Origin of the sequence: Bacteroides sp. AM10-21B (assembly GCF_003472565.1) — a bacterium.
Classification (GTDB): domain Bacteria; phylum Bacteroidota; class Bacteroidia; order Bacteroidales; family Bacteroidaceae; genus Bacteroides; species Bacteroides propionicigenes.
The window spans coordinates 348,523-371,261 of the sequence record NZ_QRME01000003.1; the positions used below are offsets into that span (position 1 = coordinate 348,523).

The following is a 22,739-nucleotide window of genomic DNA, read 5'->3' on the forward strand; positions in this document are numbered from 1 at the left end:
AATTACTTGTTTTTAGAGGTAAGACCTACTTTTATTCCGTCAGAGAGGAAGCGCAGGCTACTTGTTGCAACGGTTTCCCCGGCTTGAAGTCCGTTTGAAATATGTACCGACCCGTTAGACAATAATTTCTCGACTGTTACTTTACGCCGATTGACTTGTGATGTGGAAGGATTAACTACCCATACATAATCGCCTATGGAAGGTCGGTGACAGAGTGCCGCCTGGGAGATGCAGAAACCGGCGGCACTCTCTGCTTGTGGTATATCCAACATCGCTTTGCCGGACATACCCGCAAGCAGTTTACCACCTTCATTTGGTAATATGGCTGTAAGCAGATATGACAGATTGTTGCGGGTAGTGCCTTTGGACACCTCCATTATCTTGGCCTGATAGGTCGTGTCAGGGATGGCGTCGAAATGTATCTGTATGCTGTCTAAAGACTGTGCGGCGTAGGCTATCTCTTGCGGTATGTATATCTCTATTTTTAGTTGATGTATGTCAATAAAGGATATGACCGGCTGAGTAGCTTTGACATCTTGAAACTTTTCAATGTAGACCTCGCCTACATATCCGGTGAAAGGGGCTGTCAGGCGGGTATCTTCCAGTTCGCATACGGCAGTATCGAAAGCGGTTTTGGCGGATATATAATCGGATTTCGCCTTTTCGTAAGTGCTGGCAGAGATGTTTTCTTTCCGGTATAACGCTTCTATACGTTCAAATTCTGTTTTACTTTGGCGGTAGACTGCTTCGGCACGTTCTTTACGAATGTGGAAATCGCGCGGGTCTATCTCAGCAATGATGCTTCCATGTTTATATTGGTTACCGGCATATACATCGAAACGATCAATAGGACCACCCACCCGGAATGATAGTTCACTGGTACGAAAAGGCTGGGCTATGAAAGGAAATTCTTTATTTCCCTCTTGTGGTAATGTGGAGACTGTGGAGGTGTTGACCAACAACTCGTGTTCATTTTTAGTATCCTTTTCATTGCAAGCATAAAGCAATAGGACAAGTGCAGATAGTAGGATAGCGGGTACTTTTGTTCTCATATTTCATTCTGATTTTTCGCCAAAAGTAAGGAAGGCTTAGGAAACTTGTCCTGATATAGTTTCCTAAGCCGGAAAATTAGAGGCTGAAAAAGGAGAAATAGGGAACAAAAGTTGTACCCTTCGGTTGGAAAGGCCGATGCTTTTACATAAAAATGATATGCTGTTTCAATATAGATGTAATCTGTCCTTTCAGCTGATTGGCATTGATAGGTTTTGCCATATAGGCATCAAAACCGTTCTCCATGACTTTCTGCTCGTCAGATGCATAGGCAAAGGCTGTAACAGCTATAATGGGTACTTGTGTAGATAGCTTGCGTATTTCCCTGGTAGCTTCATAGCCGTTCATAACAGGCATGTTGATGTCCATGAGGATAAGTTGCGGTGCATATGTCTTGAACATTGCAACAGCTTCTTCGCCATTCCAAGCATGGATCAGATTGTAGTCTTTTTTGAGGATTGATTCTATCAGACGGTAATTGCTATCATGATCTTCGGCTATCAGGATAGTGATTTTTTGTTGTTTCATCTTGATAGGCTCTGTTTTTACCTCCTGCTGTCTGATGTGGGTGGAGGGAGTGTAGGGCAGGGTAAACCAGAAGGTGGAGCCTTCTCCCGACTTGGATTGTAGCCCAATATTGCCACCCATATGTTGTACAAGGGTTTGGCAGATAGAAAGTCCAAGCCCTGTACCTTGGGCAAAGTTATTCAGCTTCACGAAGCGGCCGAATACGTCTTTCTGTTTGTCATCGGGAATACCGCAACCGGTATCGGTAACATAGAAATAGAGTGTCTTGCCGCGCTTTTCGTAGCCAAAGCGGATGCTGCCCGTGTCAGTGAATTTGATGGCATTAGTTACCAGATTGATGATGATTTGAGAAATACGGTTACGTTCGGCATAAATATGACAATCGGGCAGGCGGGACTCGAAGATAAGTTCCACATTTTTTTCCGGTGACAGTTTCAGGCGAAGTGCGCTTTCCAATTCTGTCATTACCCGGTTTAGGTCGAAGTCTGTATTGACAAATTCCATTGTGCCGGCTTCAATCTTGGAAAGGTCGAGGATATCGCTAATCAATTGTAATAACAAAGCGTTGTTGTTTTCGATGATACTGACATATTCCTGTTTTTCCTTTTCTTCTTCGGTGGAAGCCAGTATGCCGGAAAATCCGACAATGGCATTGAGTGGAGTGCGTATCTCGTGGCTCATATTGGCAAGGAAAGCCGACTTGAGACGATTAGATTCTTCTGCCCGGTTTTTGGCAGAGATAAGGTCGGTCTCCATTCGTTTTCTTTCGGTGATGATTAAAGAAGAACCTATCAGCGTAAGCGGTTCACCTTTCTCATCGTAACTCTCTATTGCTGCTTGGGCTTCTACCCAGTCTATTTGTTTGCATCCGTTGATGCGGTTGATAACTCGGTATTCTTCTTTGACCTTTGTGGTACGTTTCGCTATCAGATCGGCATATGCTTTTTTTACCTTTGGCAGGTCTTCCTTATGTATTTTGGCAAAGTACATATGATCTGGAACGGAAAGCTGCTCTTCATTGGAACCGATGTTTTCATGGTTTAGCTCAATGGGTTTGTTTACGTCACAAAGTATGGTGTGAGTCTGCAAATTCCATTTCCAAGGCACGATATTGGCTATGTCGAGTGCCATGGATAGTTTATGGTTGATGGAACTTAACTGCATTTGTGCGCGATGCAATTCGGTGCTGTCCAGACAGAAAATATCCATGTGGCGTTCGTCGCTGTAAGCATTTATCACAATGTCGTAGAAAGCGTTATCTTCTTTAGAATAGTAGGAGAAGGTTACAGAACGTTTTTCCTTTAAGGCGATGTTCATGAAATAGAGGAAATGTGTCATGGATTGCGGGAATATTTCACTTCCCAGTTTTCCGATGACTTTGTCGCGCCGGAGGATTTTTTCTTCAAATTGCCTGTTTACATCAATAAAGCGGGTCTCTACGATTTGTCCGTTTTCATCTTTAATTAACTCTTCCAGTTGATAGATAATAGGCATATTATTTATCAGGGTATAGTATTTGGTGGCAGTATCCAACTCATTCTGCTGAAGTTTTTTCATTTTTTTGAGCACGAGCAGGCGGTGGTGTTGGAAAGCTAACATGAGAATAATGATAACACAGATACAGATTATGATGATGTATTCGTATTGTTCCCAAAAGGTGGGTGGCATATTATAAAATACTGTATTTTTAGGGCAGCGTTTGGGGTCGAGGTTAAGTTGCTTCAGTGAGTTGTAATTGAAAGTGGGAACCCCATCGGTGGCATAATAAAAAGGAATGTTGCGTGCGGCTTTTCCGTTCAATATCTCTTGAATGGTAGAAAGCATTTGTTTGATAAAGGCCTTTTCGTCGTAAAAGTATCCACCAACGAAACCGGTTGCGTCTTTAATGCCTACTGTTCTGGAAGAGAACAGGGGAATGGAGGAAGTCGCGATGATGCGATGAGAGTTGTTGACCATTATCGTATTGTCCTTGTAGTCTTGTTTCCGAAACCATGAGGTGTACAAGATGCCGGTGGTTTGGGTATTCACTTTGTTGAGAATAGTAAACAAACTGTCGGTAGTGACGTCTTTGGCGGATATGAAATCGTATGACAGTTCCGGATGTTTGTTCCGGATGACTTCCGAAATATCATAATTATTTTGCTGGCAGATATAAGTTTCGTCCCCGATATACATGAGTTTGTTCATTTTCGGAATCATGTGTTCCATGAGACGGATATTCTCTTCTATATGGTTGCTGGCGTGCATTAGGGTCAGGTTCATGCGTCCTTGCATACTTTTTAGCGGAATGCGCATTTCCGGTGATAAGGCATGTCCGTCGGCTACACAGTCCTCCGGACCTGTATAGTCTCGTTCTCCGCATAAAAGCATTGGGATATCCGGCCATTGTTTGTTCAACTCGTCACATAGAATGAAACTGGCACATCCTATGAAGACTATTAAGCTGGGTGATTGGTTGGAAAGTTCTTTGCGTATTTTCTTTTTATAGCTTTTGAAGTCTTTTGTGTCTTGCAAAGTGAGCATCTTCAGGTGTGCGGTATAGGCTCCCATATCACCGTGACGGGACGCTAAATTTACTATCGGGAGAATGAGACTGTTACTCCATGGATTGGCATCGGAGTATGTGTTGACGATTAGAATGTGATTTATTTTTTTGTCTCCTTTGTTGGCGTACGAAGACACGGATTGTGTCAGTAAACAAAGTAAAATAGTTACTGCTTGAATGAATTCTCTCATGTCTTCTTTTATAAGTTCATTTAATGTGAGTTAAAATTAAGCAAAAGTATGTATAATTTGTCGGACGGACAAAGGAAATAGAATAAATAATGGGGGAGAATATAAATAAAGCGAAGTGACGACATAGGTCTCACTCCGCTTCTATAAAAAGGAATTGAAAAGAGTGTTTCACAGGATAGATTAGTTTTCGTCTTTTTTAAAGTCGATAGTTATGTAACGTTCTCCGTCATACAAACTTTTTACACGGATATTGAGTCCGGTTTTGCCAACTATTTGGTCAGCTATCTTGTCCAATTTGAAAGAAACCAGCCCTTGTCCCGGTCTGAGGGGATCGTCATCATAAGCATTTTGGCGGAACTCCAGTGTGATGTATCCTTCTTTGTCGTTCTTGCCATCGGAACTCTCGTTTACTATCAGGTTTAGCATATGCTTCTTTTCATCATCGCCACTGTGGTATAGTTGGTACTGGATGTTCAAGTAATTGTCGGTAATCCACATATTGGTTATGTTGATTCGGTCGTCACCGATGCTGTCGGCTTTTTCGGCAGGCATAAAGTAGATGTCTTTGGTGAGGATATTTTCTACGTGATTGATTTTCGCATTATAATCGTATCCGTTTACTTTTTCGTCGAGCAAATTGAAGTACACAAAAGCGCGTTGCCCTTCTATCAATGTGTAGTTGTTGATTTGTGCGGTGTCACCGGGAAACATCTTGGTTCCTTCATCGAGTGCAAAGTAATAATCTTTTCCGTCGACGATTCGTACAGTGCCGATAGTGAGTGATGAACGGTTGCTATCATCCCAGTCGTCCAAACAGGATTGCAACGTGGGCATGGCTATGAACAATAGTAGAAATGCGGCTAATGTTGTTCTTAACTTTTTCATAAGTAGAGGTTTTGTTTTATAGATTCTATAATTTAGATTTTGTATTCAGAAAATGCCGAATTTGGATGAATACTGCTTAATGAGATTGTTAAAGAAGATAAAGAATGAATTTCTTATCTGTCGGATGCAGTATTTTTGTGCCCGTTGCATTTATAAGGTAAACACGTGTTGAAAGAGAGAATGGAAGAACAGGTATTGGCAGAACGCTGTAGGCAAGGAGACAATCTTGCCCGCAAAGAACTGTATGAACAATATGCGGGGCGGATGCTCAGCGTATGTTTGCGTTATGCCGGTGACCGGGAGACTGCGCAAGACCTGATGCATGACGGCTTTCTGAAACTATTCGACTCTTTCGATAAGTTCACTTGGCGTGGAGAAGGTTCTTTGCGGGCTTGGATGGAACGTGTGATGGTGAATACGGTATTGCAGTATTTGCGGAAGAATGATGTGATGAACCAGTCCGCTGCCTTGGACGATGTCCCGGAGACGTATGAAGAACCGGATGCTTCGGCAGTGGATACTATTCCTCAAAAGGTATTGATGCAGTTTATCGGTGAACTTCCTGCCGGCTATCGTACCGTATTTAACCTTTTTGTTTTTGAAGATAAATCTCATAAAGAGATAGCCCAACTGCTGGGTATCAATGAAAAGTCATCGGCTTCGCAGTTAGTTCGTGCTAAAGCTGCTTTGGCGGTTAAGGTAAAGGAGTGGATGAGAAAGAACGCATAAATGAAGAAACGTATGGAAGATGAATTGTGGATGCGAAAGATAAAGGAACGGTTGGAGGATTATTCCGAGCCGTTACCCGTTTCGGGTTGGGAACGGCTTGAAAAGGATTTGTCCGCTTCTAAGCCACCGGTAGTTGTGCAACGGCGTATCATTCCTTTCCGTCGCTGGACTGTAGCTGCAGCTGCGGTGCTGTTGGTTGCAGTGTCATCAGTCAGCGTATGGTTACTTCAGAGTCCTATGGGGGAAGAAGTGCGGAGTACGGCTGTGCCGGCTTTAGCGGCTGTTCCGGACAAACTGCCTGAGCAACAAACTCCTGCAATACAAACGGAAATTACAGAACCTGGCTATCGCGTGCAAAAACAAGTGGCGGCAACAGGTGTGCACCACCGTACTTTACTGGCACAACAATTGCACGTAGCAAGCGAAACCGGACAGAATACAGAAGAGCAACCTTTGACTGCCCGGCAAGAAATGCAGGGAGATGTGCAGGAGCAAACAGTACAGGAAGAGACAGGGGATGTAGCAGTGAAAGATAGCCGTACGGAGAACCGGCAGATTGAGAGACGCCGCCCGTCCAGCAAGGATAAATTACAGTTACCGGTTGGAAATACGAAAAAAGAAAAGTCACGTGGCTGGTCGGTGGGATTGGCTGTGGGAAATACGGGCGGACTGATATCGGGAAATAATATCAGTGAAGGCAGTTTCATACAAAGCGATGCAGACTTCGGTTATTCCGGTGGAAAAGTAGACCTTAGTACAGTAGCTAACGGGATTTTAGCTGTTCCTGAAGGGCAGGAACTTGTCTTCAAGAACGGAATGCCATATTTGTTGAAAAATAAGGATCAGATAGTGGATGTAGACCATAAGCAGCCTTTGTCTTTCGGTTTCTCTGTACGTAAAGGACTTGCAAAAGGATTCTCGGTAGAGACAGGCTTGACATATACGTATCTCGCTTCGGATGTAAAGTTCGCCGGAAGTTCGGAAAAACTCAGCCAAAAACTACATTATCTGGGCATTCCTCTGCGGGCAAACTGGAACTTTGTGGATAAGAAAGCTTTTGTTATGTATGTTTCTGCCGGTGGTGCTATGGAGAAATGTATCTATGGCAAGATAGGCAGCCAAAGTGAAACAGTGAAACCATTGCAGTTTTCTGTAATGGGAGCTGTGGGTGCACAATATAATATAAGTAACAGAGTAGGTATCTATGTGGAACCGGGGGTGTCTTACTTCTTTGATGACGGCTCTGATATTCAAACCATAAGAAAGGAAAATCCCTGTAACTTCACTTTGCAGGGCGGGATACGGTTGACATACTGATTAAATTGAGAATTTTTTAATTCTCAATTTACTACTACTGTCGGAAAGTATTCTTTAAAGAGTTTCTCTGCCTGTTCCAACTGTTCCGGAGTGTTCTCTATCACTTCTTTCAGTTGGTAATCCCAGCCCATTGCTTCGTATTTATGTACTCCAAGTCGGTGGTAAGGAAGTATTTCTACTCGTTGTATGCTTTGATATTTGCCAAGCTGTTTACCCATACTGCGTATATCCTCCTCGAAATCACTATATCCCGGCACCAAGACATAACGTAACCAGAAAGGGTGCCCTTGTTGTTCCAGCCGGGCGGCGGTGCGTAAGGTTTGTTCGTTGCTGCGTCCGGTCAGGGTGCGGTGGCGTTCGGAATTGAACTCTTTAATGTCGAGCAGTACCAAGTCTGTCAGGCTGAACAGTTCCTCCACTTTTTCATTCCAAATGCCGCCATTGGTATCAAGACAGATATGGATGCCGTTGGCTTTTAAATCCTTAAACAAAGGTACCAATGCCTCAGCCTGTAAGGTAGGTTCTCCGCCGGAGAAAGTAATTCCTCCCTTCTTCCCAAAGAACGCTTTTTGGCTGATTGCCATTTGCAGAATTTCATCGGGTGGAGTGGGGTTACCGCCCTTTACGTCTATGGTATCGGGGTTGGCGCAGTACAGGCAACGGAAAGGACAGCCTTGAAGGAAAACGACGAGCCGTAATCCCGGGCCGTCGAAAGTGCCCATTGATTCGTATGAATGAACATTAATCATAATCGAAGGTCTATAATTAAAAATGAAGGATGAAGAATTAAGAATGAAGAATTAAAAATGAAGAATCTTGCTACATCCTGCAGATACACCGCATGGCAATTCTTCATTCTTCATTTTTAATTCTTCATTCTTAATTAACGTATTACATACGTTCGTGGAAACTGCGGCTGATAACTTCTAATTGATGTTCGCGGCTCAGTTTCACAAAGTTCACGGCATAACCGGAAACGCGGATAGTGAGTTGTGGGTATTTTTCCGGATGCTCCATGGCATCTTCCAGCATTTCGCGATTCAGTACGTTTACATTCAGATGATGTGCACCTTTGGTGAAGTAGCCGTCCATCATGGTGACCAGATTCTCTACACGTTCTTCGGCAGTAGGGCCTAATGACTTCGGAACGATGGAGAATGTGTTGCTGATACCGTCTTGTGAGTCACGGTAACGCAATTTGGCTACGGAACTCAAAGAGGCGATGGCGCCGTTCTTGTCACGTCCGTGCATTGGGTTGGCTCCCGGGGCGAAGGCAACACCTTTGGCGCGTCCGTCAGGAGTGGCGCCGGTCTTCTTACCGTACATCACGTTAGAAGTGATAGTCAGCAGTGACAGGGTGGGGCGGGCGTTCTTGTATACGGGCAACTTCTTCAACTCTTCGCTGAAATAGTAAACCAAGTCCACGCCGAGGTGGTCTACACGGTCGTCATTGTTGCCGAAACAGGGGAAAGCGCCTTCAATGTCGAAACCTTCCGTCAAGCCGATGTCATTGCGGCGTGCTGTTACTTTGGCATATTTAATAGCGGACAGTGAGTCGATGGCAATGGAAAGTCCGGCTACACCATAGGCAAGATTAATGCGCGGGTCAGTATCCACGAATGCCATTTGGGCTTTTTCGTAGTAATACTTGTCGTGCATATAATGGATGATGTTCATTGCTTCATTGTAGACGCGGGCAATTTCCGTCAGTACTTTCTTGTAGTTAGCCATTACTTCTTCGAAGTTCAGCGTGTCGTGGGTCAGTACGGGGATACCTTTTACCATTACTGTTCCGGTGTTTTCGCAACGTCCTCCGTTGATGGCAAGTAACAATGCCTTGGCAAGGTTGGCACGTGCACCGAAGAACTGGATTTGTTTGCCGATGGCTTGGTAGGATACGCAGCAGGCAATACCGTAGTCGTCACAGTTACGCACCTCGCGCATCAGGTTGTCGTTTTCGTATTGGATAGAGCTGGTGTCCACTGATACTTTGGCGCAGAACTCTTTGAAGCCTTCCGGCAGCTCCGGACTCCACAGTACAGTCATGTTAGGTTCGGGAGAGGGACCGAGGTTGTACAATGTTTGCAAGAAACGGAAAGAGGTCTTTGTTACTTTCACACGGCCGTCGTTGAAACGTCCGCCGATAGCTTCGGTAACCCACGTCGGGTCTCCGGCAAAGATATCATTGTAAGACTGCATACGCAGGTGGCGTACCATGCGCAGTTTGATGATGAATTGGTCAATCAATTCCTGTGCAAAAGTTTCATCAATCTTGCCGTGAGCTAAATCGTATTCAATAAAAATATCGAGGAAAGAAGATACATTACCCAGTGACATGGCCGCACCGTCTTGTTCTTTTACAGCGGCAAGGTATGCCATATATACCCACTGTACTGCTTCTTGAGCGGATGTTGCCGGGCGGCTGAGGTCGAGCCCGTAATATTCACCCATCGTCTTGATGTCTTTCAAAGCCTTAATCTGCTCTGATACTTCTTCGCGCAAGCGGATGCGTGCTTCGGTCATAGGACCGGTCAGGTTATGTAAATCTTCCTGCTTGGCTTCGATGAGACGGTCGATGCCGTACAACGCCAGACGGCGGTAGTCACCGATAATACGTCCGCGCGCATAATTGTCGGGAAGTCCGGTAAGGAAGCCCAAAGAACGGAACGAACGGATTTCTTCGGTATATACGTCGAACACACCGTCGTTGTGCGTCTTACGGTAGTGTGTAAAGATGTCTTTTACCCTGTCGTCTACTTCCACACCATTTTCGCGGCATGCTTTTGCCACGACATTGATGCCACCGAAAGGTTTGATGGCGCGTTTCAACAGTTCGTCTGTCTGCAAGCCTACTATAAGTTCATTTTCCTTATCAATATAGCCTGCTTTGTGGGAAGTAATAGTGGATACTGTAGTATAGTCTAATGAGCGAACACCGTTATTGGCTCTTTCTTCTTCCAATGCTTCCAAACACAAGTTCCAGATACGTTTGGTACGTTCCGTAGGTCCTTGCAGGAAAGATGCATCTCCGGTGTAGGGTGCGATGTTTTTACTAACGAAATCACTGACATTGATTTCCTTGTTCCAAAGCCCGTCAATAAAGGTTTTGTTTAATTCCATAATATTCTTTTTTTGAAGGTGATTAGATATGTTATCCCTTAGAGCGCGCAAAATTATGGAAATTTTTCCGTAATTACATAATAAAACGGCTGATTTTTATGTTGAAGAACATAAAATATCCATAAATTAATGTTGTGGATATTAAAATCTATTCGTCCCACAACCGTTTCACTTTCGTCCGACAGCTGTTTAATTATCGTCCGACAACTGTGGGACGATAATTAAACAGCTGTCGGACGATTAGTATTTAGTGACGAAACATTAGGCTCCCTTATACTGTAATTTTAGTTTTTGTGAATATAGAAACTATTTTATTTCGGATTTATTTGTAAATTAAGAAAAAAGTAGTATCTTTGCACCGCTTTAAGAGAAAAGTACTTTTTGAAAAAGAAGTTTTGGAGAGGTGGCAGAGTGGTCGATTGCGGCGGTCTTGAAAACCGTTGTGCTGCGAGGCACCCGGGGTTCGAATCCCTGTCTCTCCGCAAAAAAAAGCTGAAAATCAGTGTTTTGCAAAATAAACGCCCAATTTTACATACCAAGAATGTAAAATTGGGCGTTTTTATTATTTTCAATAATCTTATCGATACTACACGAGTATTTGATAAAATCTTGATTTCTGGGCGACACAATCTATCAATGTCTTTTCAAGATTGTATCCCCGATAATCTTTGCATCATCGTAAACCGGCATGGATTCTTCCGTAGCTCATTTTTCCTGAAAATAGGTAATGGCTCTGTCGGGATATTCCGGGGAATGTCGTAAAGATATTACTTCCATACTATTATTGATTGGAGAAAAGCGAGCAAAAACCTTGCTTGTAGAACTGGTAATACATTTCAATGCGCTCGGGTACGTCGTTTTCGAGTAGCAGAAGCAGTTCCTTGGCAAATTCAAGTGTAGCAGAACCGTTTGCTGTCACGATATTCTTGTCGCTGACTGCTTGAGCATGGGTATATCCTTCCGGATTGATGTAATTGTCACCGCCCCAAATTTTCAGTTGCTCCAATCCGTTGCCGGTATGCTTTACGGTATTGAGGAAGCCGCACTTTGCCATGAAGGAAGCCCCGTTGCAAATTGCACCGACAACCTTTCTTTTTTCTATGGCTTGCCTGACAATCGGCTCGACTTGTTCTGCAACAGGTGTTGTCCACCCGAAACCACCAATCAATACCAATGCTGCATAATCATCGGGCATCGTTTCAAATGAGTAATCGGGTAAAGTGCGGAAACCACCGATGGATTTTACAGGCTCCATTGTCGGGGCTACAACCTTATTGACATACTTCGGTTTTTCTTTCAGCGCATATTCATCAGAAGCGATAGCCTGTGAAAGATATACCACTTCATGTGCGGCATAATTCGGTAAGAGTATATATAGAATTTCGTTGTTCATCATATTCATAATAATAGTTTGAGTAATTCTTCGTGGATTTTTCCGTTTGTTCCGATTACTTGGCATCCTTGAGCCGGGTCGAGTGCATTTCCATCCCAGCCGGTTACTTTTCCTCCGGCCTCTTGTACTAAAAGCATCCCTGCCGCATAATCCCATGGATTCAAATATATCTCGAAATATCCACCTTGTCTGCCACACGCTGTATATGCCAATTCCAATGCAGCAGAACCAAGTCTTCTGATGTCTTGAGAGTTTTCATAGACTTTGAGAAACTTGGCGAAGTTTTCTTTCGCCAGCTCTCTTTTAGCAGTGCCGATGCCGATTATGGTTTCCGAAAGCTTTCGGGCAGAGGAAACGTGTATGGGTTTGCCGTTTAAGAAACAGCCTTCGCCTTTGGCAGCAGAGAAAAGCTCGTCATGAAACGGGTCATAGACAATACCCAAAACTATCTCTTTTTGGCGACAAAGAGCCAACGAAACCACGCTATGCTGATAGTCGTGCATGAGGTTAGTAGTGCCGTCAACGGGGTCAAGAATCCAGTAGCAGTCTGTATTCATCCGCTGCAAGCCGGTTTCTTCTCCGAGAAACTGGATGTCAGGTGCGAATATATACAATTCCTTTTTCAGAAAGTCCTGTATAGCCACGTCAACTTGCGTAACGTAATCGGCAACTCCTTTTTCTTTCACATGAGCTGCCATTTCCCTGTTTGTGATTATCCCCTTAGTCTCTTTGACCAAGCTGATTATACGTTGTACATCCATGTTTATTTATAGGGTTTAATTTAATTGTTTTTTCTTATGTCTTGGAAAGGATTGCCCTTGTCCGAATGCAAAATTAGTTATTTTATTGATGTTTTTACAGATAGGCTCAAAGAAACACAAAAACAAATCTTCCGGTTGTCGCAGAAGCATTTCCTATAGTTCAGGCGATAAAGATTTGCCGGAAGTATGGGGGACTCTATTTCATCGGAATCCAGCTGTCTACCAATGTTTGGTGCGCCTTTATCCATTGGCGTGCGGCATAAGTCTCTGTTTTCTGCGTTTTTTCTACGGCAGTCATCAATGAGCTAATCTGCCGGTCGGTCAACCGGATGTTACGTAAAAGTTTGGCAGCAAACGGATCTTTCTCGCTGAAGCCTTTCCAAGTTACGGTGTGGATGGATTCCGCTTTTCCATATATTTGTTTGGGGTCATCAAGTACCTTTAACTTATAACGTCCAAACATCCAGTGTGGAGTCCAGCCGGTTACTACTATCCATTCTTTCTTTTGAATGGCTTTTTCCAAAGATGTGGTCATGGCAGGAGCGCTTGCTGTCATCAGCTTATAGTCCAGTCCGTAGTTGTCCAATGCCTTTTCGGTTGTTTTCATAATTCCGGCACCAGCATCAATACCGATAATTTTGCCGGAAAATAACTCTTTATGTTCGTTTAATTCTTCGATAGACCGGATGGTGACATATTCCGGTACTACCAGTCCGATACGGGCATTGTCATATATGTCACTGATGATTTCCAGTCTGTCTCCATATTGTTCCATATAATCATGCATGGTTACCGGCATCCATACGTCCATAAATACATCGGCTTTTTTGCGTGATAGGGAAGCGAAGATGGGTGCTAAATCTGCATTCAGCATCTTTACGTTGTAACCATGCTCTTCCAGTATGACTTTTGCCAGATGAGACATTGCGATGCCTTCCGACCAGTTGGCATAGGCTATGCTGATTTTCTTATTATTGTCAAGATTGCTGCAGGCTGCGGATAACAGGGCTGCCAGTAATAGTACGACTGTTATTTTTATTTTATCCATAATAGTTGATTCTTTTTTATTGTTTTCTCTTTTTACTTTGTGCCATTCCTTGGGTGATGCGATCCAGTACAATGGCTAATATGACAACGGCTATGCCACCTTCAAAGCCGAGTCCTATTTTCATTTGGGTAATTCCCTTCAGGACAATTTCTCCCAAACCACCTGCCGAAATCATTGCGGCAATGACTACCATAGACAAGGACATCATGATGGTTTGGTTGATTCCTGTCATTATGGTGGGTAGTGCAAGGGGGAGTTGCACTTTGTAGAGTAGCTGCCAAGGGGTGGCGCCGAAAGAGCGGGAGGCTTCTATTACATTTTTTGGAACTTGACGGATACCGAGCCCGGTTAGTCGTACTACAGGTGGCATGGCGAAGATTACAGTTGCAAATGCCCCCGGTACAGTACCCAGCCCGAAGAATAGTACAGCAGGAATCAGATATACAAAAGCGGGCATGGTTTGCATGAAGTCTAATATCGGTCGCATAATTGTATTGCATCGGTCGCTGTTGGCCGTCCAAATGCCCAGCGGTACTCCCAGCAGTAGTGCGAGGCAGGTGGATGATAGTACAAGAGCCAGTGTTTGCATAGTTTCTTGCCAAAAGCCCATTCCGTAAATCAGTAATAGTCCCAGAATAGTAAATATGGCTGTACCTTTACCCGATTTCATCCAAGCCAGAAGTGCCAGTAGAACAATCGTGATATAAAAAGGAATTCCGTACAGTACGTGCTGAAAACTGTCTATGAAGCCGCCGATGCCTATACTCAAAGCATCAAAAAAGGTAGAGAAGTTGTTCGTAAGCCAGTTGATGGCTGATTCTATATATTGTCCTATGTTTATCATAATTCTATTGCGTTTTGAATGATTTCATTAATTTCTTCTTTATTCTTTCCTGTCACCTCAATGATGAGTGAAGACAGGGGGACTACTCCTTGAAATTCCCGGTTTCCGTTAACGACCCAGATGGGAGAGTTGGTGCGTGTCATCAGAGGCAGGATGTCTTCAAGTACAGCATCGCTTAATACGGAATGTACCTCGTGGCGCACAACAGTGCCTATTGAGCGGATTTGTTCTTTTCTCAGTTTTATCAAGTCATTCAGCCTGACTTCCCCAGTCAATATATTGCCGGCATCTACCACCGGCAGAACAGTCAGGTTGCGTTCGCGCATTTTGCGAATCAATACTTCCGGACCTTCTTTTTTCAGTCGTGCCACAAGCGGTTTGTCCACCATAATGGAACTTGCTGTGATGATTTTGGAGCGATCTACATTTTCCACGAAGCGCTCTACGTAAGCATTGGCAGGTTCTGTCAATATCTCTTCCGATGTACCTGTCTGTACGATTTCTCCATCTTTCATGATGGCGATGCGGTCACCTAATTTGATGGCTTCGTTCAGGTCGTGGGTTATGAAAACAATTGTCTTTTTCATTTTCGACTGCAAAGTCAATAATTCATCTTGCATCTGTACGCGTATCAGTGGGTCGAGGGCGGAAAAGGCTTCATCCATCAGCAGCACCTCCGGATTGTTGGCAAGGGCGCGTGCCAGCCCCACACGTTGCTGCATACCTCCGGAGAGTTGACCAACCATTTGATTTTCATATCCATTTAATCCCACTTGTTGCATACATTCCATGGCTTTCTCTTCACGCTCTTCTTTTTTCACTCCTTGCAGCTCTAACCCGAAAGCAATATTGTGTAGTACGGAGCGATGGGGCAGCAACCCGAAATGTTGAAATACCATGGCAAGCTCTTTCCTGCGTATTTGTAGCAATTCCTGTTTGGAGGCTTTTGAAATGTCTGTTTCGTTGATTATTATTTCTCCTGATGTGGGGCGTATCAGCCGGTTGATACAGCGTAGCAAGGTTGATTTTCCGCTGCCGGACAAACCCATGATTACGAATATTTCGCCTTTATTGATGGAAAGGTTGGCATCTTTTACGGCAATGGTACATCCGGTTGCCTTTAATATTTCCTCTTTGGTTTTACCTTTTTTCAACATTTTCTCAGCTTTGTGTTTTTCTTTTCCGAAGATTAGGTATAAGTTTTTAATTTCTATTTTACTCATAATAATATAGTTTATTTTAAATAATGGTTCAGGTTCACATTTTATTTTCAGACCGGGGGCTTATTAACTCTGTTTTCCTTGAGAAGGATGAGTAAATATGGAATTAAAATGAGGGAATTTGTCGTTTACTGTTATATAAACGCCCACTGCTATGCTTTGTTCAGAGGAAACAAAAAATCCCGTCCTGCTTTCACAAGTAAGACGGGAAAACGACAAAATTTATAATAGCCTTTTAAGAGGGCTATACAAGTATATAAAAATATAAATTCATGATGGCAAAGGGAACTAAAAAGCCCCCGACTTGTTAATATTGATACCACTCATGTACTAACAATAAATGCGATATACGCATCGTCGAGGGCTTAATGCCTTCCCGCTGCGTATATCGCATTTATCGTACATAAGTGGTAGTGCAAAAGTAATAATTAAATTTGATTATTGAAGACTTTTTGACTTTTTACTTGAGTTTGACGGAATATAATATGTTTTTAATTGATTATTTATGCCAAACATTTGGTAAATCCGAAAACTTCCCCTACTTTTGCGCCCCGATAAGGAGAGGTGCTCGAGTGGTTGAAGAGGCACGCCTGGAAAGCGTGTATACCCCTAAAGGGTATCCGGGGTTCGAATCCCCGTCTCTCCGCTGAACTAACCGGACAAAACCGGACAGTAAGCAGACAAGTCCCACAAATTCAATGATTTGTGGGACTTTTTTTATCCCCCTTGTGTCTGCCTTGAAGTACATCTTTTCGCCCCTAAAAGACAAAGTTCGTAACCTAACTTGTACCCCCGACAAACAAAAGCGGAAAGGGGGTACAGATTGTCCGAAATTGGCGAAGTCCTGTCGCTATTTGGCTTGCCTGCATAGAACTCATTTTAAGAGATTTACAATAGTTTTGCAACTTAAAGAAGTGAGTTATGAAATCGACATTCAACATTTGCTTTTACGCAAAGAAAGACAAGCAGAAAGCCAACGGTGCGTACCCCATTTTCGCCCGTATCACAGTGGACGGCGTGGCAAGCCGTTTTAATACCAAGCTGGACGTGCCACACTCTATTTGGGACGGTAAAATGGGCAAGGCTACCGGACGTACTGCGGAAGCCAGCCGCATAAACCGTATGCTGGATGATATAAACGCATCTTTGAACACCATTTACCACGAAATGCAGCGGCGTGACAACTACGTGACCGCCGAGAAAGTAAAGAACGAGTTCTTGGGACATAGCGAGAGCCACGAAACTATCCTTACCCTGTTCCAAAAGCACAATGACGACGTGAAGCAGCTTGTGGGCATATCCAAGACGATAGCGACCTACCGCAAGTATGAAGTTACCCGCCGACACCTTGCCGAGTTCATTCAAAGCAAGTACAACGTATCGGACATATCCATTAAGGAGATAACGCCGATGTTCATTACCGATTTTGAGTTGTACCTGCGTACTGCCTGCAAGTGCGGCTACAACACCACCGCCAAGTTCATGCAGTTCTTCAAGCGCATCATCATCATAGCCCGTAACAACGGCATATTGGTAAACGACCCGTTCGCCAGTTATAAAATTCGGCTGGAGAAAGTGGATAGGGGCTACTTGACGGAGGACGAGATAAAAATCATCCTCAAAAAGAAAATGGTTTCCGAACGGCTGGAACACGTCAGGGACTTGTTCATCTTTGCCTGTTTCACCGGACTTGCCTATATAGATGTAGCCGGGCTTACGCAAGACAATATCCGCAAATCCTTTGACGGCAACCTTTGGATAATGACAAAGCGGCAAAAGACCAATACGGACGTGAATGTTCCCTTGCTGGATATTCCCAAGATGATTTTGAAGAAGTACAAGGGCAAATTACCGAACGGCAAGATACTTCCCATTATCAGCAATCAGAAGCTGAATGCGTACTTGAAAGAGATTGCCGATGTATGCGGAATTAAAAAGAACTTGACTTTTCACCTCGCGAGGCATACTTTCGCCACGACCACCACGCTTTCAAAAGGCGTACCCATTGAAACGGTCAGCAAGATGCTGGGACACACAAACATTGAAACGACTCAAATTTACGCCCGCATAACTAACAGTAAGATAGGCAGCGATATGCAGGGACTTGACAAGAAGTTTGTTGGTATCGAAAAGATTTACAAGGAAGTAGCCATGTAATCTTGATTATTGGGAACTGGTCACAAATTGTGACCAGTCCTTACTATTGTTCCAACATTACCTAATCCCCTAAAATATACAATTATGGATTTACAGATTATCCAAAACAAGATTTTTGAAGTCAGAGGTTGCCGGGTGATGCTCGATTATCATTTGGCAGAACTCTACCAAGTGGAAACACGAGCCTTGAAGCAGGCGGTCAAGCGCAATATCGAGCGTTTTCCGGGTGATTTTATGTTTGTTCTCACCCAAGAGGAAGCTAACTTGCTGTTATCCATAGGGGTATCACAAAATGTGATACCCCCTGCTTACAACTTCGGCGTTGCTATGCCTATGGCTTTTACGGAGCAGGGCGTAGCCATGCTTTCTTCGGTTCTTCGTTCCAAAGTAGCCATAGAAGTAAACATCTCAATCATGCGGGCTTTTGTCCTCATGCGCCAAATGGCAATCGGTTACGAGGAACTGTTAAAGCGCATCGAGGAATTGGAGGTAAGCACCGATGCGCAGTTCAACGAACTGTACCAAGCCCTTACCCAGCTTCTAAGCCAGTCGCAACAGCAAAAAGAACGCCGTCCGATAGGTTTCGTTACCTATGACCGTTCAGGTAACAAATAGGTAACGATTTCGGTAACGAAATGACACATAATAAATTTAGTGATTTCGAAGATAATCTTAAATGCAAGTAAGCTATTGATAAATAAAGCATATCTTTGTCCTCTAAAAGCAAGTAACAATATGGGATTGAAAATTCATACATTAGCAGAAATACCTGATAGCGTTTCTAAAAATTATTATTTGTACATTTTGGATTATTATAATTGGGATGAACCCATAGGTAACACTTTAAGAGAAAATTTTGATAAAATAGCAGAATTTGCAGCTAATAATAATTCTGTGGTTATACAGGGAATGGCAGGTAGTCATTTTTATTCGGAATTAATGTCTTGGGAGTCTATAAATGGTATAGACCCATTGGAACTATTACCAGCATTAATGATAACTACCCTTCATCCGAAATACTTTATAGACGGAAATAATAAACAACTAAAAGGAAAGAATATTCCCAAAGATAAATTTGTGTTTTTAGAAATACGCAAAATCTGTCAGCGACCTCAAGATGTTGTAGCTCTTCTTGAAAAGATTTTTCAAGATATAAGAGATAAGAAGGCTATTCAGGATTTCAAAGTAAAGAAAGAATTGAAAAGTGGAGTTGGTAAAATCCTAAATGATGCACTAATTCTTGAACCCAATATAGGTGGTATCGGTATCAATCTAAATAATTTATTTAAATTTCTAAAAGACAGGTAATCTGTATAATGGATTTTGTCTATATAACATTCTAAAAAGCTATATTCTACCAAAGTGCTTTCTATCACCTTGCGGGCAGTCCACCGACTACCCGCATTTTTTATATCCTTTTCCCACTGGCACATTCCCCGAAACGCCAGCCGTGCGTGGCATGGCTGACTGTATTTCGTGAAAAGAGCCGTTGGAAACCCGCACAAGCGTACCGCAAGGTAAACTTGCCATACCCTTGCCTTTCCCACCCGCATGGAGTGTTCCCTAAAAGATGAAAGAGAACAGGCACTTTTCTCCAGTTTCCCTATCTGTAAATCTTCCTCTTACGCAGTCCCCCAGCCGGGACAGTCGTTTTAATCATTTCAATAGGCAAAGGTAGTTACGTGTTCTTCACGATTTTGCAAGGTCGAGCCGTTCCGGTTTGGCGAAAAAATCTTCCCTGCCTTGCGAGGTATTTTTTGCCCAAAACCCTGCAAACTCTAAACACTACCCTTTTACGCCTATGTGAAACGAAAACGACCGACCCGACCGGAAGACGCATAAAAAAAAAGTCGGATTTACGGGAAACAGGAAAAAAGTTCAGTGAAACTTCAACTCCCTCACCTCTCAAATCCGCATAAAATTAAAAACTTAAAAATTACAGCAATATGGAAGCAACGACATTATCAGCAGCAAGCGTTTATGTAGGCACTTACGCCAAGTACAACAACGGTTCATTGTCCGGCGCATGGCTCGACCTGTCGGACTATTCGGACAAGGAAGAATTTTACGAAGCCTGCCGGGAACTTCACAAGGACGAGGAAGATGCGGAATATATGTTTCAGGACTGGGAGAACGTGCCGGAGGGCTTAATCGGCGAAAGCTGGATTTCTGAAAATTTCTTTTCCCTGCGTGATGCGGTGGAGGATTTGAGCGACACCGAGCAGGAAGCCTTTTTCGTGTGGTGCAACTATAAAAGCCATGATTTAGGCGAGGAAGATGCGGACAACCTTGTACGTGATTTCCGGGATGAATATCAAGGGGAATATGACGATGAAGAAGATTTCGCCTATGAAATTATAGAAGAATGTTACGACCTGCCGGAGTTCGCAAAGACCTATTTCGATTATGAAAAATTTGCCCGTGACCTGTTTATGTGCGATTACTGGTTTGATGACGGCTTTGTGTTCCGTGCAGCATAATAACATCCGGGCGGGGTGTCAAAGCCCTGCCCGCTAAAAACAACCAAGTTTATAACCATAAAAAATAAGACATCATGCAGTCACTTAACAAAAACGGGGTAAGCATCACCCAAACACCGGGAGAAGAAAAATACGTGAAATGTTGCTTAGGCGCATTCAGGGGACAGATTTATTTTCAATATGACTACCGCCACACGGACGGCGAACTATTCAGCACGGTAGCCAAAACGCTGGCAGAGTGCCGCCGCAGGCGTGACGGGTGGATAGCGAAAAAAGAACGGAGTAATAAATAAGTAAATTTTTGAGGTATGAAAACGACAGAAGTAAACAAGGAGCTTATCGGCAGGCGTTGCGAGTGCATTTTTACGGGCTTAATGGTAACGGGTGTTATTGAGGACACGGAAGAAAACGAACACACTAAAGAGGTAAAAGTACGCTTCGACCGCCCACACCAGTGGGGCGATGATTTATATAATGATGTGTGGGCGTGGGGGCGTAAAATTGACGAGTTCGGCACGTTGCGCCATTTGCAACTGCTGGAGGACAAACCGGACTTTCAGACAATGACAGTAGTTTTCGGTGAGCCAATCAGCCAAATAGACCGCAGTATTTTTGAAGATGCGGCGGCGTGGGGTGTCTGTTCCCTGCAAGGCTGGGTAAACAGTTACGAAAGTGTCAGGTTTGTAGCCATAAACGACCATACGGCGGTCATAACGGGCGAATATAACATGGAACAGGTAAAGGTGTGGTTAGAGAAAAATGTACCCGTAAAGAGCATTAAAATCAGTTGATAGAGAACGGCGGCTGTTTGCCGCCGTTACTTTCTTCCGTGAGCCTGCCAGCGGGTGAAGAAAGTAACAAAGAAGCCCATTTATAATCTGTTGAATAGATAATTATAGTATTTTTGCAAAAAAATGATAGAATGATGAGAAATATACTGGAGTTGTCAACAACTAAAGCACTGGATTACTTTTTACAACCTACAAATTATAGTACGCTATCGCTACCTATATATTTTAGTTTTGATAAGATTTTAAAATTCGTAAAAAATAAGGTTGGAAAAAAAGACTTCAGTCAATGTTTAAAAGATGTCAAGAAACTTCCATCCGATTATGAAAATGTAAATTATGATTTTTTAGTAAATAAGGATGGGCGTTATGCGTATAGACCATTACAATTAGCAAATCCATTTCTGTATTATTTTTTAGCCCGGGAAATAACTAAAGCTAAAAATTGGAAATTTCTCAAACAAAGGTTTGCAGATTTTAAGAAAGATAGTATTGAAGTTGTAAGCATACCGATGTTAAAAGAGAAAAAAGATAAAAGTGTAATGGCAACTACAATTAAATCTTGGTGGGAACATATAGAGCAACGGTCTATAGAACTTTCTTTAGAATATAAGTATATCTTTATTACTGACATAACAAATTGCTATGGTTCTATTTATACTCATTCTATAGCATGGGCTTTGCATGGAATAGATTATGCAAAATCTCATCGACAAGAGGATAATTTAGGCAATAATATAGATAAATACATTATGGGTATGCAATATGCTCAGACGAATGGAATACCTCAAGGTGGGGTCTTATTTGATTTTATTGCAGAGATGGTATTAGGGTACTCCGATTTGTTGTTATATGAGGAACTACAAAGAATGGGAATTACTCATTACAAAATATTGCGATATCGTGATGATTATAGGATATTTAGCAATAGTAAGGAAGAACTTGAAAAAATAGCAATGACTCTTCAAATTACTCTTGCAAAATTGAATTTTCAGTTGAACAGTTCTAAAACAAAATTGAGCGAAGATATTATAGAAAGTTCTGTTAAAGCAGATAAGTTATTTTATATAGCCAATCTTCCTATTTACAAGGGAGAAGAAGCCGTGTTCAATACACTGCAACAGGAACTTCTATATATATTGTGTCTGTCAAAGCAATATCCCAACTCTGGTACAATATCCAAACTATTAACTATATTTTTAAAGCGTATTTCTGCAATAGAAAATTTATTAGAAAATGTAGGGGTTCTATCAGCCATAGTAGTAGAAATAGCGATGAATAGTCCTAAGGTATATAGTTTAGCAGTTTCTATTATCAGTAATCTAATTAATCATTTGGATACTACTGAAAAAAGAGAGACTATGGCTAAAAATATATGTAACAAATTTTCCCGTTTGCCGAATATTGGGTATTTGCAATTATGGATGCAACGAATAACTTTCCAAATGAATACTCCAATGGGCTATACAGAAGCTTTATGCAAAATAGTAGAGAATAAGCCAAATGTACAGATATGGAATAATGAATGGCTAAAGGATGAATATACTGCGGAATTTCCATTATATAGCATGTGTACCAATTGGATTAGAGATATGTTTACACCTATTATAAATATAGATGAAGTTTCTATCTTTGATTATTAATAGCAGGAGGTTGTGTCAAAGATTGGCACAACCTCTGTTT

The 22,739-nt window shown here is 42.7% G+C and carries 19 protein-coding genes and 2 tRNA genes; 11 read left to right on the forward strand and 10 right to left on the reverse strand.

Annotated features, from left to right (window positions below; translation table 11 throughout):
• Positions 1 to 2 precede the first annotated feature (2 nt).
• The 3 genes from DW121_RS05560 to DW121_RS05570 form a co-directional block, all read right to left on the reverse strand.
• A complete protein-coding gene (locus DW121_RS05560) occupies positions 3 to 1,052 on the reverse strand; it encodes an efflux RND transporter periplasmic adaptor subunit (RefSeq protein ID WP_118323226.1) in 1,050 nt (349 codons plus the stop codon).
• 142 nt (positions 1,053 to 1,194) lie between these two features.
• Positions 1,195 to 4,314, reverse strand: coding sequence for an ATP-binding protein (locus DW121_RS05565; RefSeq protein ID WP_118323227.1), 3,120 nt, complete (start codon positions 4,312 to 4,314; stop codon positions 1,195 to 1,197).
• A gap of 180 nt (positions 4,315 to 4,494) precedes the next feature.
• The gene (locus tag DW121_RS05570; RefSeq protein WP_117712827.1) at positions 4,495 to 5,199 is read right to left on the reverse strand and encodes a NigD-like protein; all 705 of its coding nucleotides are present in this window, start codon (positions 5,197 to 5,199) and stop codon (positions 4,495 to 4,497) included.
• Positions 5,200 to 5,379: 180 nt separating this feature from the next.
• On the opposite strand from DW121_RS05570, the gene DW121_RS05575 reads away from it, so the two are divergent.
• A complete protein-coding gene (locus tag DW121_RS05575; protein ID WP_117712826.1) occupies positions 5,380 to 5,928 on the forward strand; it encodes an RNA polymerase sigma factor in 549 nt (182 codons plus the stop codon).
• A complete protein-coding gene (locus DW121_RS05580; protein WP_118323228.1) occupies positions 5,929 to 7,245 on the forward strand; it encodes an outer membrane beta-barrel protein in 1,317 nt (438 codons plus the stop codon).
• 23 nt (positions 7,246 to 7,268) lie between these two features.
• On the opposite strand, the gene pflA is transcribed toward DW121_RS05580, so the two are convergent.
• The gene (pflA, locus tag DW121_RS05585) at positions 7,269 to 7,994 is read right to left on the reverse strand and encodes a pyruvate formate-lyase-activating protein (protein WP_118323229.1); all 726 of its coding nucleotides are present in this window, start codon (positions 7,992 to 7,994) and stop codon (positions 7,269 to 7,271) included.
• 142 nt (positions 7,995 to 8,136) lie between these two features.
• Positions 8,137 to 10,365 (reverse strand): formate C-acetyltransferase, encoded by a 2,229-nt coding sequence (gene pflB, locus DW121_RS05590; protein WP_118323230.1) that lies wholly within the window; start codon positions 10,363 to 10,365, stop codon positions 8,137 to 8,139.
• Between the two features lie 397 nt (positions 10,366 to 10,762).
• Between pflB and DW121_RS05595 the strand changes: the two genes are divergently transcribed.
• Positions 10,763 to 10,847: transfer RNA gene (locus DW121_RS05595), tRNA-Ser, on the forward strand.
• Positions 10,848 to 11,146: 299 nt separating this feature from the next.
• Here the strand turns inward: DW121_RS05595 and DW121_RS05600 are convergent.
• The 5 genes from DW121_RS05600 to DW121_RS05620 all read right to left on the reverse strand — a co-directional run bounded on the left by DW121_RS05600 (position 11,147) and on the right by DW121_RS05620 (position 15,634).
• Complete coding sequence (locus DW121_RS05600; protein ID WP_117712858.1) at positions 11,147 to 11,758, reverse strand: DJ-1/PfpI family protein; 612 nt, start codon at positions 11,756 to 11,758, stop codon at positions 11,147 to 11,149.
• 5 nt (positions 11,759 to 11,763) lie between these two features.
• On the reverse strand, positions 11,764 to 12,519 hold the full coding sequence (locus tag DW121_RS05605) for an inositol monophosphatase family protein (RefSeq protein ID WP_118323231.1): 756 nt from the start codon (positions 12,517 to 12,519) through the stop codon (positions 11,764 to 11,766).
• A gap of 196 nt (positions 12,520 to 12,715) precedes the next feature.
• The gene (locus DW121_RS05610; protein WP_118323290.1) at positions 12,716 to 13,567 is read right to left on the reverse strand and encodes a glycine betaine ABC transporter substrate-binding protein; all 852 of its coding nucleotides are present in this window, start codon (positions 13,565 to 13,567) and stop codon (positions 12,716 to 12,718) included.
• A gap of 16 nt (positions 13,568 to 13,583) precedes the next feature.
• A complete protein-coding gene (locus DW121_RS05615) occupies positions 13,584 to 14,411 on the reverse strand; it encodes an ABC transporter permease (protein WP_117712821.1) in 828 nt (275 codons plus the stop codon).
• On the reverse strand, positions 14,408 to 15,634 hold the full coding sequence (locus tag DW121_RS05620; RefSeq protein WP_117712820.1) for a glycine betaine/L-proline ABC transporter ATP-binding protein: 1,227 nt from the start codon (positions 15,632 to 15,634) through the stop codon (positions 14,408 to 14,410). Before DW121_RS05620 ends, DW121_RS05615 begins: the two co-directional genes overlap by 4 nt.
• Positions 15,635 to 16,189: 555 nt before the next feature.
• Here DW121_RS05620 and DW121_RS05625 point away from each other — a divergent pair.
• From DW121_RS05625 to DW121_RS05670, 8 genes are all read left to right on the forward strand, one after another.
• Positions 16,190 to 16,277: transfer RNA gene (locus DW121_RS05625), tRNA-Ser, on the forward strand.
• A 275-nt stretch (positions 16,278 to 16,552) separates the two neighbouring features.
• Positions 16,553 to 17,788 (forward strand): site-specific integrase, encoded by a 1,236-nt coding sequence (locus DW121_RS05630; RefSeq protein WP_118323232.1) that lies wholly within the window; start codon positions 16,553 to 16,555, stop codon positions 17,786 to 17,788.
• An 84-nt stretch (positions 17,789 to 17,872) separates the two neighbouring features.
• Positions 17,873 to 18,403: an ORF6N domain-containing protein gene (locus DW121_RS05635; RefSeq protein WP_118323233.1), complete on the forward strand. Its 531-nt coding sequence runs from the start codon at positions 17,873 to 17,875 to the stop codon at positions 18,401 to 18,403.
• Positions 18,404 to 18,523: 120 nt separating this feature from the next.
• A complete protein-coding gene (locus tag DW121_RS05640; protein WP_118323234.1) occupies positions 18,524 to 19,096 on the forward strand; it encodes a hypothetical protein in 573 nt (190 codons plus the stop codon).
• Between the two features lie 638 nt (positions 19,097 to 19,734).
• Positions 19,735 to 20,268: an antirestriction protein ArdA gene (locus tag DW121_RS05655; RefSeq protein WP_117682027.1), complete on the forward strand. Its 534-nt coding sequence runs from the start codon at positions 19,735 to 19,737 to the stop codon at positions 20,266 to 20,268.
• A gap of 74 nt (positions 20,269 to 20,342) precedes the next feature.
• On the forward strand, positions 20,343 to 20,561 hold the full coding sequence (locus DW121_RS05660) for a DUF3873 domain-containing protein (protein ID WP_087422716.1): 219 nt from the start codon (positions 20,343 to 20,345) through the stop codon (positions 20,559 to 20,561).
• A 15-nt stretch (positions 20,562 to 20,576) separates the two neighbouring features.
• The gene (locus DW121_RS05665) at positions 20,577 to 21,059 is read left to right on the forward strand and encodes a DUF6956 domain-containing protein (RefSeq protein ID WP_117682026.1); all 483 of its coding nucleotides are present in this window, start codon (positions 20,577 to 20,579) and stop codon (positions 21,057 to 21,059) included.
• A 131-nt stretch (positions 21,060 to 21,190) separates the two neighbouring features.
• Positions 21,191 to 22,699 carry an RNA-directed DNA polymerase gene (locus DW121_RS05670; protein ID WP_233519540.1) on the forward strand — a complete coding sequence of 503 codons (1,509 nt, stop codon included), beginning with the start codon at positions 21,191 to 21,193 and terminating at the stop codon, positions 22,697 to 22,699.
• The last annotated feature ends 40 nt before the right edge of the window (positions 22,700 to 22,739 follow it).

Coding starts and splice junctions, on each gene's coding strand:
- DW121_RS05560 (WP_118323226.1), bottom strand. CDS start 1,052: ATGAGAACAAAAGTACCCGCTATCCTACTATCTGCACTTGTCCTATTG.
- DW121_RS05565 (WP_118323227.1), bottom strand. CDS start 4,314: ATGAGAGAATTCATTCAAGCAGTAACTATTTTACTTTGTTTACTGACA.
- DW121_RS05570 (WP_117712827.1), bottom strand. CDS start 5,199: ATGAAAAAGTTAAGAACAACATTAGCCGCATTTCTACTATTGTTCATA.
- DW121_RS05575 (WP_117712826.1), top strand. CDS start 5,380: ATGGAAGAACAGGTATTGGCAGAACGCTGTAGGCAAGGAGACAATCTT.
- DW121_RS05580 (WP_118323228.1), top strand. CDS start 5,929: ATGAAGAAACGTATGGAAGATGAATTGTGGATGCGAAAGATAAAGGAA.
- pflA (WP_118323229.1), bottom strand. CDS start 7,994: ATGATTAATGTTCATTCATACGAATCAATGGGCACTTTCGACGGCCCG.
- pflB (WP_118323230.1), bottom strand. CDS start 10,365: ATGGAATTAAACAAAACCTTTATTGACGGGCTTTGGAACAAGGAAATC.
- DW121_RS05600 (WP_117712858.1), bottom strand. CDS start 11,758: ATGAACAACGAAATTCTATATATACTCTTACCGAATTATGCCGCACAT.
- DW121_RS05605 (WP_118323231.1), bottom strand. CDS start 12,519: ATGGATGTACAACGTATAATCAGCTTGGTCAAAGAGACTAAGGGGATA.
- DW121_RS05610 (WP_118323290.1), bottom strand. CDS start 13,567: ATGGATAAAATAAAAATAACAGTCGTACTATTACTGGCAGCCCTGTTA.
- DW121_RS05615 (WP_117712821.1), bottom strand. CDS start 14,411: ATGATAAACATAGGACAATATATAGAATCAGCCATCAACTGGCTTACG.
- DW121_RS05620 (WP_117712820.1), bottom strand. CDS start 15,634: ATGAGTAAAATAGAAATTAAAAACTTATACCTAATCTTCGGAAAAGAA.
- DW121_RS05630 (WP_118323232.1), top strand. CDS start 16,553: ATGAAATCGACATTCAACATTTGCTTTTACGCAAAGAAAGACAAGCAG.
- DW121_RS05635 (WP_118323233.1), top strand. CDS start 17,873: ATGGATTTACAGATTATCCAAAACAAGATTTTTGAAGTCAGAGGTTGC.
- DW121_RS05640 (WP_118323234.1), top strand. CDS start 18,524: ATGGGATTGAAAATTCATACATTAGCAGAAATACCTGATAGCGTTTCT.
- DW121_RS05655 (WP_117682027.1), top strand. CDS start 19,735: ATGGAAGCAACGACATTATCAGCAGCAAGCGTTTATGTAGGCACTTAC.
- DW121_RS05660 (WP_087422716.1), top strand. CDS start 20,343: ATGCAGTCACTTAACAAAAACGGGGTAAGCATCACCCAAACACCGGGA.
- DW121_RS05665 (WP_117682026.1), top strand. CDS start 20,577: ATGAAAACGACAGAAGTAAACAAGGAGCTTATCGGCAGGCGTTGCGAG.
- DW121_RS05670 (WP_233519540.1), top strand. CDS start 21,191: ATGATGAGAAATATACTGGAGTTGTCAACAACTAAAGCACTGGATTAC.